Raw genomic sequence first — 13,883 nt, 5'->3', positions numbered from 1 at the left:
CTTCCCTAGTTCACGCATAAAATATTATATCATTGCCAGAAGCCGCGGGATTCCAGCATGTGCACCGCCCGGGCACCACCGTGCAGGAAGTGCTCCTCGGTGACGGCGCGAGCCGTGGCCACATCCCGGGCCAGCAGGGCCGTCAGGATCTCGCGGTGATCGCGGTCGGCGGTCTCGGACCAGTCGTCGTGAGTCTCGTAGAAACCGTGCGGGCCCGCGCTGCCGAGCACTTTGAGTTCGGTGAGCAGACGCCGGGACCCGCTCGCGCGGTTGATCATTCGATGGAACTCGAAGTTCAGCGTTTCACGGTCACGGCTCGACGCCGTGGTCATCCGGTCCAGGATCCGGCCGAGCGCGTCGAGCGAGGACGCGGGGATCCGGGTGGCCGCGCGGGCGGCGGCCAGCCCCGAGACCACGCCGAGCAACCAGTAGTGATCGCGCACGTCGTCGCGCGTCATCGGGGCGACGAACGCCCCACGCCGGGGCGGCATGTCGACGATGCTCTCCAGTTCGAGGGCGATCAGCGCCTCGCGCACCGGCAGCTTGCTGATTCCCAGCGAATCCGCGATCTCGTCCTGGTCGATCTTGTCGCCGGGACGCAGCTCACCCGCGAAGATCCGCCGCCGGATCTCTTGCACGGCGGTGGTTTTCAGGCTGGTCGGCGGGGTGACGCGCGGCAGGTCCATCAGGTCTCGCTCGGCTGGGCGCCCCGTGGCGCGAATTCGGCCCGGATCGCGTCGGTATGGGCGCCGAGCGCGGGCACCGAACCGTTGGTCACCGGCCAGTCCCGTGCCGTACCCGGCGGCAGCAAGGCCGGTACGGGTCCGGCCGGAGTCCCGATCTCGCGCCACCGGCCGCGTTCCCGCAGCTGGGGATGCTCGGCGAGCTCGCGCACGCCGTTGAGCCGCGCGTTGCCGATACCCGCCTTGTCGGCGGCGTCCTGGATCTCCACGAGAGTTCTTGTGGCGCACCACTGTCCGACAATCGCGTCGACCTCACCGCGGCGCGCGACCCGGTCGTCGTTGTGCAGGTAACGCGGATCCTCGGCCAGTTCGGGGCAGCCCATGAGCGCGGCCATCCGCCGCCACTCCCGGTCGCTGGTAGTGCCGAGGACCGCCGTCTGCCCGTCGGAGGTCGGATACGCGCCGTACGGCGCGATCATCGGCGAACCCATACCGACCGGCACCGGCTCCGTGCCCGCGTGCAGCACCTGGTTGAGCGCGAAGCCCATCATCTCCGACACCACATCGAGCATCGCGACCGGCACGACCGCGCCGCGTCCCGTGCGCTCACGGTCGTAGAGCGCGGCCAGCACCGCCGAGTACGAGTACAGCGCGGTGCCGATGTCGGCCACCGGGACACCGGGCTTGGCCGGATGTCCGGGAATACCGGTGATCGCGCACGAACCCGCCTCGGCCTGGATCAGCAGGTCGTAGGCGCGTTTGTGGTCGAGCGGACCGCCACGGCCGTAGCCGGAGATGTCGACGATGATCAGCCGGGGAAACCGGCGCGTCAACTCGTCGACACCCAGACCGAGCCGGTCCAGCGCGCCAGGGCCGAGATTGCTGACCAGCACATCGGCCTCGGTCAGCATCCCTTCGAGGACCGCCAGGTCATCGGCGGCGCGCAGGTCGAGCGCCGCCGATTCCTTGCCGTGGTTGAGCCAGGTGAAATGCGCCGACAGGCCACCGACCACCGTGTCGTAATGCCTGGTGGAGTCGCCGTATCCGGGCTGCTCGACCTTGATCACCCGCGCGCCGAGGTCGGCGAGGTGGCGGGTGCACAGCGGGGCGGCGATGGCCTGTTCGAGGCCGATCACGGTCACCCCGGCCAGCGGAGCACGCTTGGGTTCGGTGCTCATGAGAACTCGGGCTCCCGCTTCTCGCGGTGTGAGCCGACGCCCTCGACGACATCGGGGCCACCGAAGTGATAGAACTCGAGGCCCAGTGAGGCGTCGAAGATCGGCATGGCCTGCCGGTACCAGCCGTTGAGCGCCATCTTGGTGCCCTGGATGCCGGCCCGCGAGCCGGCGGCCAGCTTCTGCGCGATCTCCATGGCACGGTCCTGGACCTGGTCGTCGTCGACGCACAGCGACACCATGCCGATGCGTTCGGCCTCCTCGCCGGTGAGCACCTCGTTGGTCAGCAGGTGGTACTTGGCCTTGGCCATCGAGGTGAGCAGCGGCCAGCAGATCGCGGCGTGATCGCCCGCCGCCACGCCGAGGCGCACGTGTCCGTCGACGATCTTGGCGCGCCGGCCCGCCACCGAGATGTCGGCGAGCAGCGCCGCCACCAGACCCGCGCCGGCGGCGGGGCCGTTGATCGCGGAGATGATCGGCTGGGGAACCTCGATGATGTTGCGCACCAGGTCCCGCGCCTCCCGCATCACCCTGGTCCGGGAGGTGTAGTCACCGATCATGGCCTCGACCAGGTCGAAGCTGCCCCCGGCAGAGAAGGCCCGCTCCCCCGCGCCGCGGATGACGACTGCTCGCACCGATTCGTCGAGAGCGATCACCGGCCAGATGTCGGCGAGGTGCCGATGTGCCTCGGCGCCGACCGAATTCAGGTTCGGTCCGTCGAGCACGATCCGCAGCACGCCGTCGGCTGGGCGGTCGATCGTCAACGACGAGAACTCCTCGTAACCGGGCACTTGTTGTCCTTTCATTCGCTGATCGACACCGCGTCGGCGCCGGTGGGGGCGGCGGTCGCCCACCGCGCCAGAATGTCGTCGAGGTCGCCGAGACCGGTGGGCGGGCACGACGGGGTGCGGGCCGGCGTCCGGTCGAAGCGCGGCGCGGGCGCCGGGTGCAGCACTCCCGAAACACGGTGGAATACTCCGCGTTCCACGTTGTGCGGGTCTTCGGCGGCTTCGTCGAAGGTGAGCACCGGGGACACACAGGCATCGGTGCCCTGATAAATCTGCCACCACTCGTCGCGGGTCCGCTTCGACACCGCGTCGGCGATGAGTTCGCGCAGTCTCGGCCACTGTTCGCGGTCGTCCTGGCCCGGCCAGCCGGTGGTGTCGACACCGAGCCGGCTCGAGAACTCACGGTAGAAGTCGGGTTCGAGCGCGCCGACCGCCAGATACCGGCCATCGGCGCACCGGTAGGTGTCGTAGAACGGCGCACCGGAGTCGAGGAAGTTGGTTCCCGGTTCGTCGGAGTACAGCCCGGCGGCGCGCAAGCCGTGCAATTTGGCCGTCAACACGGCGACACCGTCGACCATCGCCGCGTCGATGACCTGACCGCGGCCGGTGCGCGCGGCCTCCACCAGCGCGCAGGCGATGCCGAACGCGCCGATCGCCCCGCCACCGGCGTAGTCACCGAGCAGGTTGATCGGCGGTCGCGGCGCCCCGCCTTCGGAGGCGAGGGCGTGCAGGGCGCCGGACTGGGCGACGTAGTTGATGTCGTGTCCGGCGTCCTTGGCGCGGGGACCGGTCTGGCCGTATCCGGTGAGCCGGACGTAGACCAGTCTCGGGTTGCGTGCGGTGGCCACCTCGGGGCCCAGCCCCAGCCGCTCGGTGACACCGGGGCGATAGCCCTCGATGAACACATCGGCCGAATCAGCAAGGCGTAGAACGGCTTCGCGCCCTTCCGGGTCCTTCAGATCCACCGCCACCGACCCGACACCGCGGTTGACCACATCGGTCTCCTCGGTCAGGCCGACGGTCTGGCTCAACTCACGCGCCGAACGGTGCGGTGGCCGCACCACCCGGACGACGTCGGCGCCCATGTCGGCCAGCAGCATCGACACATAGGGCACCGGCCCCATGCCTGCCAGCACGACGACACGCACACCCGCCAACGGTCCCGTCATCGGTATTTCCCCTTCTAGTAGGAACGCGGTAGGCCGAGCACCTGCTGGGAGATGTAGTTGCGCACCATCTCCTGGGAGAACGGCGCATTTCGCAGCAGACGCACCTCCCGCCACAGCCGCTCGATGTGGTACTCCTTCGCGTAGGCGTACCCGCCGAGTGTGGAGAACGCACGATCACACGCCTCGAAACCGGCTTCAGCACCGAGGTACTTGGCCGCGGCCGCCTCGGGACCACACGGCAGACCCGCGTCGAACAGTTCCGCGGCCCGCATGATCATGCCCTCGGCGGCTTCCAGGCGGATCCACGAATCGGCCAGCGGATGCGCCACGGCCTGGTTCTGACCGATCGGACGGTCGAACACCACGCGGTTCTTGGCGTATTCGGCGCCGATCTCGAGCGCGGCGCGACCCAGGCCCACGCCTTCCATGCCGACCACGATGCGCTCGGGGTTCAGGCCGTCGAGCAGGTAGTAGAAACCCTTGTCGACCTCACCGACGAGCCGGTCGTCGGACACCTCGAGGTTGTCGATGAACAGTTCGTTGGTGTCGATCGCGGCACGGCCCAGCTTGTCGATCTCGCGCACGGTGATCTTGGAGCGGTCCATGTCGGCGAGGAACAGCGACATGCCCCACAGCGGCTTGTCCTCCCGCCGCGGCGAGGTACGAGCCAGCAGCAGAATCTTGTGCGCGTTCTGGGCGTTGGTGATGAACACCTTCTGCCCGTTGATCACCCAGCCGCCGTCGACCTTGGTCGCCTTGGTCTTGATGCGCGAAGTGTCCACGCCCGCAGTGGGTTCGGTGACGCCGAAGGCCATCAACATCTCACCGGAGGCCAGCTTGGGCAGGTACTCGCGCTTCATCGCCTCCGAGCCGTACTTCACGACCGGGGCAGGCGGGAAGACATAGAAGTGGATCGCCGAACCACCGCTCATCCCGGCGCCGGAGGCCGAGATCTCGCCGAGCATGACCGCGGCCTCTTTCAGGCCCAGGCCGATGCCGCCGTACTCCTCGGGGATCATCGCGCCCAGCCAGCCGCCCGCGGCGAAGGCTTTCACGAAGTCCCAGGGGTATTCGTGCTTGTTGTCCTTGTCGAGCCAGTAGTTGTTGTCGAACTTGCGCGCGAGCTCGCGCGTGGCCTGTCGGACGACTTCGACGTTGTCGTCGGTCGCTGTAGCGGCAGTCATTGCTACTCCTGTTCGTCGCCCGCGGACACGGGGATCGCTTCGAGTGGGGTGGCTGGGTCGAGGGAGGACATGTCTCCGGTCGGTGCCCCGAGATACCGGGACCGAATGGCCCGGCGCATGATTTTTCCGTTCTTGGTCTTGGGCAGGCTCTCCACGACGACGACCGAGGGGGCGAACGAGCGTCCCGCATTGCCGATCGCGGTGTCCTGCAGGTCTTCCGGTGTCTCACCGGTGGACCGCAGCACTGCGAAAGCGACCGCTCGCTGGCCGCGCAGTTCGTCGGGCACGCCGATCACGGCGACCTCGGCGATCCGGTTGTCGCGCAGCAGCGCCGCCTCGATCTCCGCGGGACCGACCCGGCGACCCGACAGTTTGATGGTGTCGTCGGACCGGCCGTGGATGCGCCACATGCCCTGGTCGTCGATGCTGGCCAGGTCACCGTGCACCCACACACCGTCCCACTGGTTCCAGTAGGTCTCGAGATAGCGTTCGCGATCCTGCCAGAAGGCATGTGTCATACCGGGGAAGGTGTTGCATACCACCAGTTCCCCTATCTCACCGACGACCGGGTTGCCGTCCTCACCGAACACCGCGGCGTCCACGCCGGGCAGTGCGCCGGTGAAGGCGGCCGGGGCGGCGGGCAGGAACGGGTACCCGATGAGCAGGCCGCCGCCGACCTCGGTGCCGCCGCTGTAGTTGACGATGGGCCGGGTACCGCCGCCTACCTCCTGGAACAGCCACCACCAGGTGGGTTCGTCCCAGGCCTCGCCGGTGGACACGAAGGTGCGCAGGCTCGGCATCGCGTGGGTGACGGCCACACCCGCCGCCTTCAGCGCACGCGCCGCGGTGGGCGCGATACCGGCGACGGTGACACCGTTGCGTTCGATGATCTCCCACATCCGGTGCGCGGTGGGGTGCGTCGGCAGACCCTCGATCATCACGATCGTCGCGCCCAACTGCAGCGGACCGGTCATCAGCATGGGGCCGACGAGCCAGCCGAGGTCGGTGATCCAGGAGACGACATCGCCCTCGTGCACGTCGAAGCCATAACCGAAGTCGACCGCCGTCTTCACCGCGAAACCACCGTGGGAATGCACGATGCCCTTGGGGCGACCGGTGGTGCCCGAGGTGTAGACGATGGTCAGCGGGTCGTTGGACTCGGTATCGGCGGTCGGCACCGGGGCCGGATCGGCGTCGAGCTCGTCGTAGTACACGTCGCGGCCCTCGCGCATCGGCACCTCGGTGCCCAGCTGCCGGATGACCACGACCTTGGCCACGGTGGGCGCCGACTCCAGCGCCGCGTCGGCGGTCGCCTTCAGCTCGACCCGCTTACCGCGCCGCGTCGTCCCGTCGGCGGTCACCAGCAGCACCGCTTCGGAATCCTGCAGGCGGGTGGCGAGCGCGTCCGGTGCGTAGCCGCTGAAGGTGGGCACCGACACGGCCCCGATCATCGCGATCGCGAGGAAGGCCACCGCGGCCTCGGGCACCACCGGCATGAACAGCACCACCCGGTCACCGCTCCGCACACCCAGCTGGGTGAGGTTGGCGGCGAAACGCCGCACCTGCGCGTCGAGTTCGGCGAAGGTCAGCGTGCGCCGCTCGCCCTCGTCACCCTCGTAGACCACCGCGAGCCGATCGGCGGCGGGGCCTCGCGCGTGCCGGTGCGCGGCCAGCCGCGCGATGTTGACGCCACCGCCGGTGAACCACCGGGGGAACGGTTTTCCGGCCGAGTCGTCGAGGACGCGGTCGAACGGGACCGAGAAGTCCACGCCCAGGTCGGTCGTCGCGGCCCGCCAGAACCATTCGGGCTCGGCGATGGCTCGCTCGTTGAGCTCGGCGACCGCCGCGGCGTCGTCACCGAATCCCCAGGCGCGCATCGCCGCGAGCAGGCGGCTGCGCTCACGGATCTGTGCATCGGGCACCCAGGCCGGCTGCTCGGCAGGCTGAACGTCCACCATGACGTGTCCTCCTCGTTGCTGGTTCGTCGTGGCCGGATCAGGCCTGCTCGGCCGGACGCTTCATCATCAGGCCGACGCGCAGGGCGTCACAGACCACCTCGTCGCGCTGGTTGATACCGAGGTGACGGAAGGTCACGATGCCGGAGTCGTTGCGGCTCTTGGATTCCCGCTTGTTCTCGATCTTGGTCTGCACGTGGATGGTGTCGCCGTGGAACACCGGCTTGGGAAACTTGATCTGCTCGAAGCCCAGGTTGCCCAGGGTGGTGCCTTGCGTGGTCTCCGGCACGGTGATACCCGAGACCAGACCGAGGATGAACAGACTGTTCACCAGGCGCTGCCCGTAGATGGAGTTCTTGCTGTACTCGGCGTCCAGGTGCAGCGGGGCCAGATTCAACGTCATCACACTGAACAGCGTGTTGTCGGCCTCGGTGACCGTGCGGCGGGTGGGGTGGTCGATGACCATTCCCGGCTCGAACTCCTCGAAATACAGGCCAGCCATGTCGCATCCTCTCGAAATATATTATGTACTAGATAGCGCTGAACGGATGCTACCTCACCGTTCGACTTATCGTATATTATATCATTGTATATTATATCTAGTATTAGCCTCATCCCCAGAGGAGCCGAGAGTGTCCGAACTCAGTGCCGAGGACTTCGAGCCGATCCTGGCTCACGTCCGTACGTTCATCCGTACCAAGGTGGTCCCGCGCGAGCAGGAGATCCTGGAGACCAACGCGATTCCTGACGACATCCGACAGGCCGCCGCCGAGATGGGCCTGTTCGGGTACGCCATCCCGCAGCAATGGGGCGGTCTCGGCGTCGACCTCACCCAGGATGTCGAGCTGGCCATGGAGTTCGGCTACACCTCGCTGGCACTGCGGTCGCTGTTCGGCACCAACAACGGCATCGCCGGCCAGGTGCTGGTCAACTACGGCACCGACGAACAGAAGAAGCAGTGGCTCGAGCGGATCGCCTCGGGCGAGGTGCTGGCCTCCTTCGCGCTCACCGAACCCGGCGCGGGATCCAATCCCGCCGGTCTGCGCACCCGTGCCCGCCGTGACGGCGACGACTGGGTGATCGACGGCCAGAAGCGGTTCATCACCAATGCCCCGCTCGCGGATCTGTTCGTCACCTTCGCCCGCACCGCCGAGCCCGGCCCCGACGGACCCGGTATCGCGGTGTTCCTGGTGCCCGCCGATACACCGGGCGTCATCGTCGGACCCAAGGACGCGAAGATGGGCCAGGAAGGTGCCTGGACCGCCGACGTCACGTTCACCGATGTCCGTGTCCCCGCCGACGCCTTGGTCGGCGGCTCGGAGAACGTCGGATACAAGGCCGCGATGGCCTCGCTCTCGCGTGGTCGCGTGCACATTGCCGCGCTCGCCGTCGGTACCGCCCAGCGCGCGCTCGACGAATCGGTGGCCTACGCCGCCACCGTCACCCAGGGTGGTACGCCCATCGGTGATTTTCAGCTGGTCCAGGCGATGATCGCCGACATGCAGACCGGGGTGATGGCCGGCCGCGCGCTCGTGCGCGACGCCGCCGCCAAGTACGTCTCCGGCGAGGACCGGCGGATCTCCCCCTCGGTGGCCAAGTTGTTCTGCACCGAGATGGTCGGCCGGGTCGCCGACAACGCGGTGCAGATCCACGGTGGCAGCGGGTACATGCGTGAGGTGACGGTCGAGCACATCTACCGCGACGTGCGCCTGCTGCGCCTGTACGAGGGCACCAGCGAGATCCAGCGCCTGATCATCGGTGGCGGGCTCGTGCGCGAAGCGAAGAAGCGCGCGTGAGCACGAATACCGCGACCGATCTCGCCACCCGGGTCCGCGTCGCGTCGACCCTGCTGTTCGTGCCGGCCGACCGTCCCGAACGCTTCGCCAAAGCCGCCGCGGCGAATCCGGGTCTGGTCGTGCTCGATCTCGAGGACGCGGTGGCGCCCGATGCCAAGGAGGCCGCCCGCGAAAACGCCGTCGCCTGGATCGAGGCGGGCAACGAGTGCGCCGTGCGCATCAACGCGGCCGGAACCGTCCGGCACGCGGACGATCTCGCGGCCCTCGCACCGCTGCGCTGCGCGATTGTGCTGCCGAAGGCCGATATCGAGGTTCTCGATGGTGTCGTAGCTACCCTCACCGAGGCACGAGCGAGCGGTCTCTATCACCCGAAAGCCGGCGGCAGCCAACCCCTGCTGATCGCATTGATCGAAACCGCCGCGGGGGTACTGCATTCCACGGCTATCGCGGCCACGCCGGGTGTGGAGCGGCTCGCGGTCGGCACTTTCGACCTCGCCGCTGAACTCGGTGTCGACCCCACCGATCGCGAAGCGCTCGCCGGTACCCGGCACGCACTGGTCCTCGCTTCTGCCGCCGCGGGCCTGCCCGGCCCGATCGACGGTGTCACCGGCGCCGTCGATGATGCCGGCCTGGTCGAGGACGACGCCCGCTACGGCAAGCGGCTCGGGTTCACCGGCAAACTCTGCATCCACCCGCGTCAGCTCCACCCGGTAGCCACGGCGTTTCGCCCCACCGAGGCCGAACATGCCTGGGCACGAAAGATCTTCACCGCGATCACCGATACCTCCGGTGTCGCCGTGGTCGACGGTGCCATGGTCGACAAGCCCGTGCTCGACCGTGCCCGGCGCATCCTGGCGCAGCTCGACGCCACCACCGACAGTGAGGAACAGCCATGACCGGACCACTTCTGGCCGACAAGACCGCCGTCATCACCGGCGCCGCCCAGGGCATCGGCTACGCCATCGCCGAACGATTCGCCGCCGAGGGCGCGCGCGTCGTCATCGGTGACATCGACGGTGCCGCCGCGCAGGCCGCCGCCGACAAACTGGGCGGCGCGACCGTCGCCCGGGGGGTGCGGTGCGATGTCACCGTCGCCGACGACGTCCAAGCCCTGATCGACGCCGCCGCCGAATCCTTCTCCCCCGTCGACGTGATGGTCAACAACGCGGGCATCACCCGCGACGCGACCATGCGCAAGATGACCGAGGACCAGTTCGACCAGGTCATCGCCGTCCACCTCAAGGGCACCTGGAACGGCACCCGGCTGGCCGGTGCGGTGATGCGGGAACGCGGCAGCGGCGCCATCGTCAACATGTCCTCGCTCTCGGGCAAGATCGGCCTGCCCGGCCAGACCAACTACTCCGCGGCCAAGGCAGGCATCGTCGGCCTGTCGAAGGCCGCAGCGAAAGAGCTCGCGCACCTGGGCGTGCGGGTCAACGCCATCCAGCCCGGCCTGATCCGCACCGCCATGACCGAAGCCATGCCGCAGAAGGTGTGGGATCAGAAGATGGCCGAGATCCCGCTCGGCCGCGCCGGTGAGATCGACGAGATCGCCACGGTCGCACTGTTTCTCGCCTCGGACATGTCCTCGTACATGACGGGCACGGTGCTCGAGGTGACCGGCGGGCGGTTCATGTGACCGCGTCCACCTGGCAACCGCATACGGAAACCACCACCGAACTCCTCGATCCCGCGCCGGTGGCCGCGTTGGCCGCGCTGCTCGACCACGGCCTGCCCGCCCCTGGCCCCGGCGATCCGCTGCCACCACTGTGGCACTGGGTGGCGCTGCCGCGATGGGCCACCTCCGGCGTGCTCGGGCCCGACGGGCACCCTCGACGCGGCTCGTTCCTGCCACCGGTCGAACTGCCCCGACGCATGTTCGCCGGCGGTGAGATCCTGCTGCACGCACCGCTTCTCGTCGGATCGACGGTGCGGCGCGAGGCCGAGGTGGTCTCGGTGACCGAGAAGAACGGCCGATCCGGCGCACTGGTCGTGGTCGACGTACGGATCCGTTTGTTCACCGAGACCGACCAGCTCGCCGTCGAGGAAACACAGAACCTGATCTACCGGGAGGCCGCACCCGCGCCGGAACAGCCCGCGCAACCGCCTTCGGCCGTGGACACCCTGCCGCGCACTCCCCTGCACCGCACGGCGGACAACGCCTGGGAGCTGCGGACCGATCCGTCACTGCTGGCGCGGTTCTCCGCGGCCACCGCCAACGCGCACCGCATCCACTACGACTGGCCCTATGCCACCGGCGTGGAGGGATACCCGGGGCTGGTCGTCCACGGCCCGTTGCAGGCCATCGCACTGGCCGAGATCCACCGCCTGATGGGCGGGGCGCCGGTGCGGGAGCTGCGCCACCGCGGCCGGGCGCCGCTGTTCTGTGGACAGCCCGCACGCTTGCTCGCCACCGAGGTGCCCGACGGGGTGGCACTCGAATTGTTCGGTCCCGGTGGCGAATCCGCCGGACCGAACGCCACCGTCGACGTCACCACCGATTGATCAGGAGAGACCGTGCCCCGCGTATTCACCACCCTCGACGAGGTCCGCTCCGCCGTGGGTGAGCCGATCGGCCCGAGCGAACCGTACCTGGTCGACCAGGCGCGCATCTCGGCGTTCGCCGAGATCACCGATGACGAGCAGTGGATTCACGTCGACCCCGAGCGGGCCGCCGCCGGACCGTACGGCACCACCATCGCCCACGGGTATCTCACGCTGTCGCTGATCTCGCATTTCCGGCCGGAGCTGCTCGATTTCCGATTCGGCTCGGCCCGGGTGAATTACGGCGTCAACAAGGTTCGCTTCCCCGCGCCGTTGCCCGCCGGGTCGCGGCTGCGGGCAACCGTGACGATCACCGATGTCACGGACACTCCTGCCGGGGCCTCGGTGACGGCGAAGTACGTGCTCGACGGCGGCGCGGTCAAACCCGCCTGCGTGGCCGAGACGGTCCTGCTGATCGTCGACTGATCGCCTGGCAATAAGAGAAGGGGTGGCCGCGGCCACCCCTTCTCTTATTGTCGCTACTACACGTTGGCCGATACCGCGTCGGCCAAGGCGATCACGCCCTCCGCCGTCTTCACGTGCGCGAGATCGATGTGCTGGCCTTCGAAGTCGACGGCCGCGCTACCCGCGGCCTCCGCCTCGTTGAACGCCGCGATCATGCGCCGGCAGTAGTCGACGGTCTCCGGCGACGGCGAGAACACCTCGTTGGCGATCGCGACGTGCGACGGGTGGATGGCCACCAGGCCGCGGTAACCCAGCTGACGGTTGTCGAGGCAGAAGCGCCGTGCGCCGTCGAGGTCCTTGATGTCCTGCCACACACCGGTGACCGGGTGGTGCAGCCCGTTCGCCCGCGCGGCCAGGATGATCCGGCTGCGCAGATACAGCGTCTCGAGCCCGGCGGGGGTGAACTCGAAGCCGAGTTCGCGACCGACGTCGGCATTGGGACCGGTGGCACCGAGCAGGGAGGCCACCCGGGGGCTCGCGCCCGCGATCTCCTCGCAGTGCGCCATCGACACCGCGGTCTCGAAGGACACGATCAGCTGCACCGTCCCGACTTCGATGCCCTCACGCTGCTCGATGTGGCTCAGCACCGCGTCCAGGCGCACGATCTCGTCGGCCGTGAACACCTTCGCCAGGAACAGCCCAGCCAGCCCCGGTCGCACGACGGCTTCCAGGTCACCGCCGAGCAGCCCGCTCACCTCCGGGTTGGCCCGCACCCACAGGTCGGGGCGCACGCCTTCGGCCGTGAGACGGTCGATCGTGGCCGCGACCGTGCCGCGCGCCTCGACCTTGTCCGCGGCGGGCACCGAATCCTCGAGGTCGAGGATCAGCGCGTCGGCGCCGGAGGCGACGCCCTTGTCGGCCCAGGAACCCTTGTGACCGGGGACGAAGAGCATCGAGCGGTACGGTTTCATCGTGTGCCTCCCTTGGCAGCTTCTGTGCAAGTATAGTCAATATAATATATGTAATATCATCGCTGCGCCGCCAGTACCGCGTTGGCGCCGTCGGCGAAGATCAGCCCCGTGTCGACGGACTGCTCCCCCGTCGCTGTCAGCCGCCCGTCGGACGCCATCGCATACGGATGCACGCGCGCGGTGATGCCGACGGTCAGAGTGTCGATGAGGAAAACCCGCTGCGATTCCGAGTCGACCACCACGCGGCCCGGCAAGGTGCCCGCCGACGCCGGGTACGGCGATCCGGGCAGCGGGCTCAGCGACCCGTTCTCCGCGATCTGGAACCCACCGATCCGGCCCGCCATCGCCTCGGCCATGTACATCCGGCGACTGTCGGCGGTGAAGACCGCACCGTGCGGCAACGGCATCATCCCGGTACGGAAGGGCGACCCCGGAACGGGACTCAGCTTTCCGTCGGCACCGATCGCATAGCCGGAGATGTCACCGCTGGCTTCATTACTGACATACATGAACCGGCCGTCCGGCGTCACACCGGGCAGGGTCGACATCAGACCCGCAGCGACGGAATCGACGAGGGTCAGCACACCATCGGCCCCCACGGCGAAACTGAAGGCCGTCGCCTCCAGCCAGCCGACGGCGAACACGAAACGGCCGTCCGGCGCGATCGCGAGCTGACTGAGCGCACTCACGCCGGGCACCTGAACCGCACCGGTGAACACCAGCCCACCGGTGGCGGTGATCGAATAGGTGCGGATTTCGTTCGTCACCGAACCGCTCGTCACGAACAGCCTCTTTCCATCGGGGGCGACCACGGCTCCGACGCCTGGACCGCCCAGCTCGAGATCGGCCTCGGGAATCGAGGTGAGAACGCCGTCGCTGCCGAGGCGGAAGCCGTTCACGGTGCCCGACACCGTGTTGACCGAGTAGACGTTGCGGCCATCCGGCGTGACCGTCACCGCCAGCGATCCGGTCCCGGACGGAAAGGGTGAGCCAGGCACTGTCGACAACCTGCCCGCGTCGTCGAGGCCGAGCACACTGATATTCGATGATGCCGCCCCGCTGATCACCAGAAACCTCGCACCCGGATCCGCCAGGGCGACCGAGGAATCCAGCCAACCTCCCGAGGCGAGTGCGAGCGTCACCGCGAGACCCGCGGCAGCGCGCCGGGGACGAAAACGCTGGGTAGAGAACATGTGTGCAACCTCCGACCGAC

Annotated in this window: 14 protein-coding genes; 5 read left to right on the top strand and 9 right to left on the bottom strand. The window is 68.2% G+C overall.

What is annotated here, in order from left to right:
* Nucleotides 1–29 precede the first annotated feature (29 nt).
* Genes IU450_RS25580 through IU450_RS25550 form a run of 7 tightly spaced genes read right to left on the bottom strand, consistent with a single transcriptional unit; the run spans nt 30 to nt 7,456 of the window.
* A complete protein-coding gene (locus IU450_RS25580) occupies nt 30–686 on the bottom strand; it encodes a GntR family transcriptional regulator (protein WP_195152293.1) in 657 nt (218 codons plus the stop codon).
* Nucleotides 686–1,861, bottom strand: a complete 1,176-nt coding sequence (locus IU450_RS25575) for a CaiB/BaiF CoA transferase family protein (protein WP_195152292.1) — start codon at nt 1,859–1,861, stop codon at nt 686–688. The genes IU450_RS25580 and IU450_RS25575 overlap by 1 nt, the downstream gene beginning before the upstream one ends.
* Nucleotides 1,858–2,649 (bottom strand): enoyl-CoA hydratase/isomerase family protein, encoded by a 792-nt coding sequence (locus IU450_RS25570; protein WP_195152437.1) that lies wholly within the window; start codon nt 2,647–2,649, stop codon nt 1,858–1,860. Before IU450_RS25570 ends, IU450_RS25575 begins: the two co-directional genes overlap by 4 nt.
* Nucleotides 2,650–2,660: 11 nt before the next feature.
* Complete coding sequence (locus IU450_RS25565) at nt 2,661–3,815, bottom strand: CaiB/BaiF CoA transferase family protein (RefSeq protein WP_195152291.1); 1,155 nt, start codon at nt 3,813–3,815, stop codon at nt 2,661–2,663.
* 14 nt (nt 3,816–3,829) lie between these two features.
* The gene (locus IU450_RS25560; RefSeq protein WP_195152290.1) at nt 3,830–4,999 is read right to left on the bottom strand and encodes an acyl-CoA dehydrogenase family protein; all 1,170 of its coding nucleotides are present in this window, start codon (nt 4,997–4,999) and stop codon (nt 3,830–3,832) included.
* Nucleotides 5,000–5,001: 2 nt separating this feature from the next.
* Nucleotides 5,002–6,957 (bottom strand): AMP-binding protein, encoded by a 1,956-nt coding sequence (locus IU450_RS25555; RefSeq protein ID WP_195152289.1) that lies wholly within the window; start codon nt 6,955–6,957, stop codon nt 5,002–5,004.
* A 37-nt stretch (nt 6,958–6,994) separates the two neighbouring features.
* Nucleotides 6,995–7,456 (bottom strand): MaoC family dehydratase, encoded by a 462-nt coding sequence (locus tag IU450_RS25550; protein ID WP_067488553.1) that lies wholly within the window; start codon nt 7,454–7,456, stop codon nt 6,995–6,997.
* A gap of 130 nt (nt 7,457–7,586) precedes the next feature.
* Between IU450_RS25550 and IU450_RS25545 the strand changes: the two genes are divergently transcribed.
* Genes IU450_RS25545 through IU450_RS25525 form a run of 5 tightly spaced genes read left to right on the top strand, consistent with a single transcriptional unit; the run spans nt 7,587 to nt 11,720 of the window.
* Nucleotides 7,587–8,750, top strand: a complete 1,164-nt coding sequence (locus IU450_RS25545) for an acyl-CoA dehydrogenase family protein (RefSeq protein WP_324197819.1) — start codon at nt 7,587–7,589, stop codon at nt 8,748–8,750.
* Entirely contained in the window at nt 8,747–9,646 is a 900-nt protein-coding gene (locus tag IU450_RS25540; RefSeq protein WP_195152288.1) for an HpcH/HpaI aldolase/citrate lyase family protein, read from the top strand. The genes IU450_RS25545 and IU450_RS25540 overlap by 4 nt, the downstream gene beginning before the upstream one ends.
* Nucleotides 9,643–10,389 (top strand): 3-oxoacyl-ACP reductase FabG, encoded by a 747-nt coding sequence (gene fabG / locus IU450_RS25535; protein WP_195152287.1) that lies wholly within the window; start codon nt 9,643–9,645, stop codon nt 10,387–10,389. Before IU450_RS25540 ends, fabG begins: the two co-directional genes overlap by 4 nt.
* Nucleotides 10,386–11,255 carry an FAS1-like dehydratase domain-containing protein gene (locus IU450_RS25530; RefSeq protein ID WP_195152286.1) on the top strand — a complete coding sequence of 290 codons (870 nt, stop codon included), beginning with the start codon at nt 10,386–10,388 and terminating at the stop codon, nt 11,253–11,255. The genes fabG and IU450_RS25530 overlap by 4 nt, the downstream gene beginning before the upstream one ends.
* 12 nt (nt 11,256–11,267) lie before the next feature.
* A complete protein-coding gene (locus IU450_RS25525) occupies nt 11,268–11,720 on the top strand; it encodes a MaoC family dehydratase (protein WP_195152285.1) in 453 nt (150 codons plus the stop codon).
* A 56-nt stretch (nt 11,721–11,776) separates the two neighbouring features.
* Here IU450_RS25525 and IU450_RS25520 read toward each other — a convergent pair whose 3' ends face one another.
* Together IU450_RS25520 and IU450_RS25515 are read right to left on the bottom strand one after the other, a co-directional pair.
* Nucleotides 11,777–12,670 (bottom strand): HpcH/HpaI aldolase/citrate lyase family protein, encoded by an 894-nt coding sequence (locus tag IU450_RS25520; protein ID WP_195152284.1) that lies wholly within the window; start codon nt 12,668–12,670, stop codon nt 11,777–11,779.
* Nucleotides 12,671–12,726: 56 nt separating this feature from the next.
* The gene (locus IU450_RS25515; protein ID WP_195152283.1) at nt 12,727–13,863 is read right to left on the bottom strand and encodes a lactonase family protein; all 1,137 of its coding nucleotides are present in this window, start codon (nt 13,861–13,863) and stop codon (nt 12,727–12,729) included.
* Nucleotides 13,864–13,883: the final 20 nt, after the last annotated feature.

The sequence above is a fragment of the Nocardia abscessus genome, assembly GCF_015477775.1.
Taxonomy (GTDB): domain Bacteria; phylum Actinomycetota; class Actinomycetes; order Mycobacteriales; family Mycobacteriaceae; genus Nocardia; species Nocardia abscessus_A.
Note: the sequence above shows the minus strand (reverse complement) of the source record. Positions and strands in the feature narration are given on the sequence as shown.

Bases quoted from the DNA above. Each gene is read 5' to 3' on its own strand.
- IU450_RS25520 (WP_195152284.1), bottom strand. From the start codon at position 12,670: ATGAAACCGTACCGCTCGATGCTCTTCGTCCCCGGTCACAAGGGTTCC.
- IU450_RS25550 (WP_067488553.1), bottom strand. From the start codon at position 7,456: ATGGCTGGCCTGTATTTCGAGGAGTTCGAGCCGGGAATGGTCATCGAC.
- IU450_RS25575 (WP_195152292.1), bottom strand. From the start codon at position 1,861: ATGAGCACCGAACCCAAGCGTGCTCCGCTGGCCGGGGTGACCGTGATC.
- IU450_RS25555 (WP_195152289.1), bottom strand. From the start codon at position 6,957: ATGGTGGACGTTCAGCCTGCCGAGCAGCCGGCCTGGGTGCCCGATGCA.
- IU450_RS25515 (WP_195152283.1), bottom strand. From the start codon at position 13,863: ATGTTCTCTACCCAGCGTTTTCGTCCCCGGCGCGCTGCCGCGGGTCTC.
- IU450_RS25560 (WP_195152290.1), bottom strand. From the start codon at position 4,999: ATGACTGCCGCTACAGCGACCGACGACAACGTCGAAGTCGTCCGACAG.
- IU450_RS25580 (WP_195152293.1), bottom strand. From the start codon at position 686: ATGGACCTGCCGCGCGTCACCCCGCCGACCAGCCTGAAAACCACCGCC.
- fabG (WP_195152287.1), top strand. From the start codon at position 9,643: ATGACCGGACCACTTCTGGCCGACAAGACCGCCGTCATCACCGGCGCC.
- IU450_RS25565 (WP_195152291.1), bottom strand. From the start codon at position 3,815: ATGACGGGACCGTTGGCGGGTGTGCGTGTCGTCGTGCTGGCAGGCATG.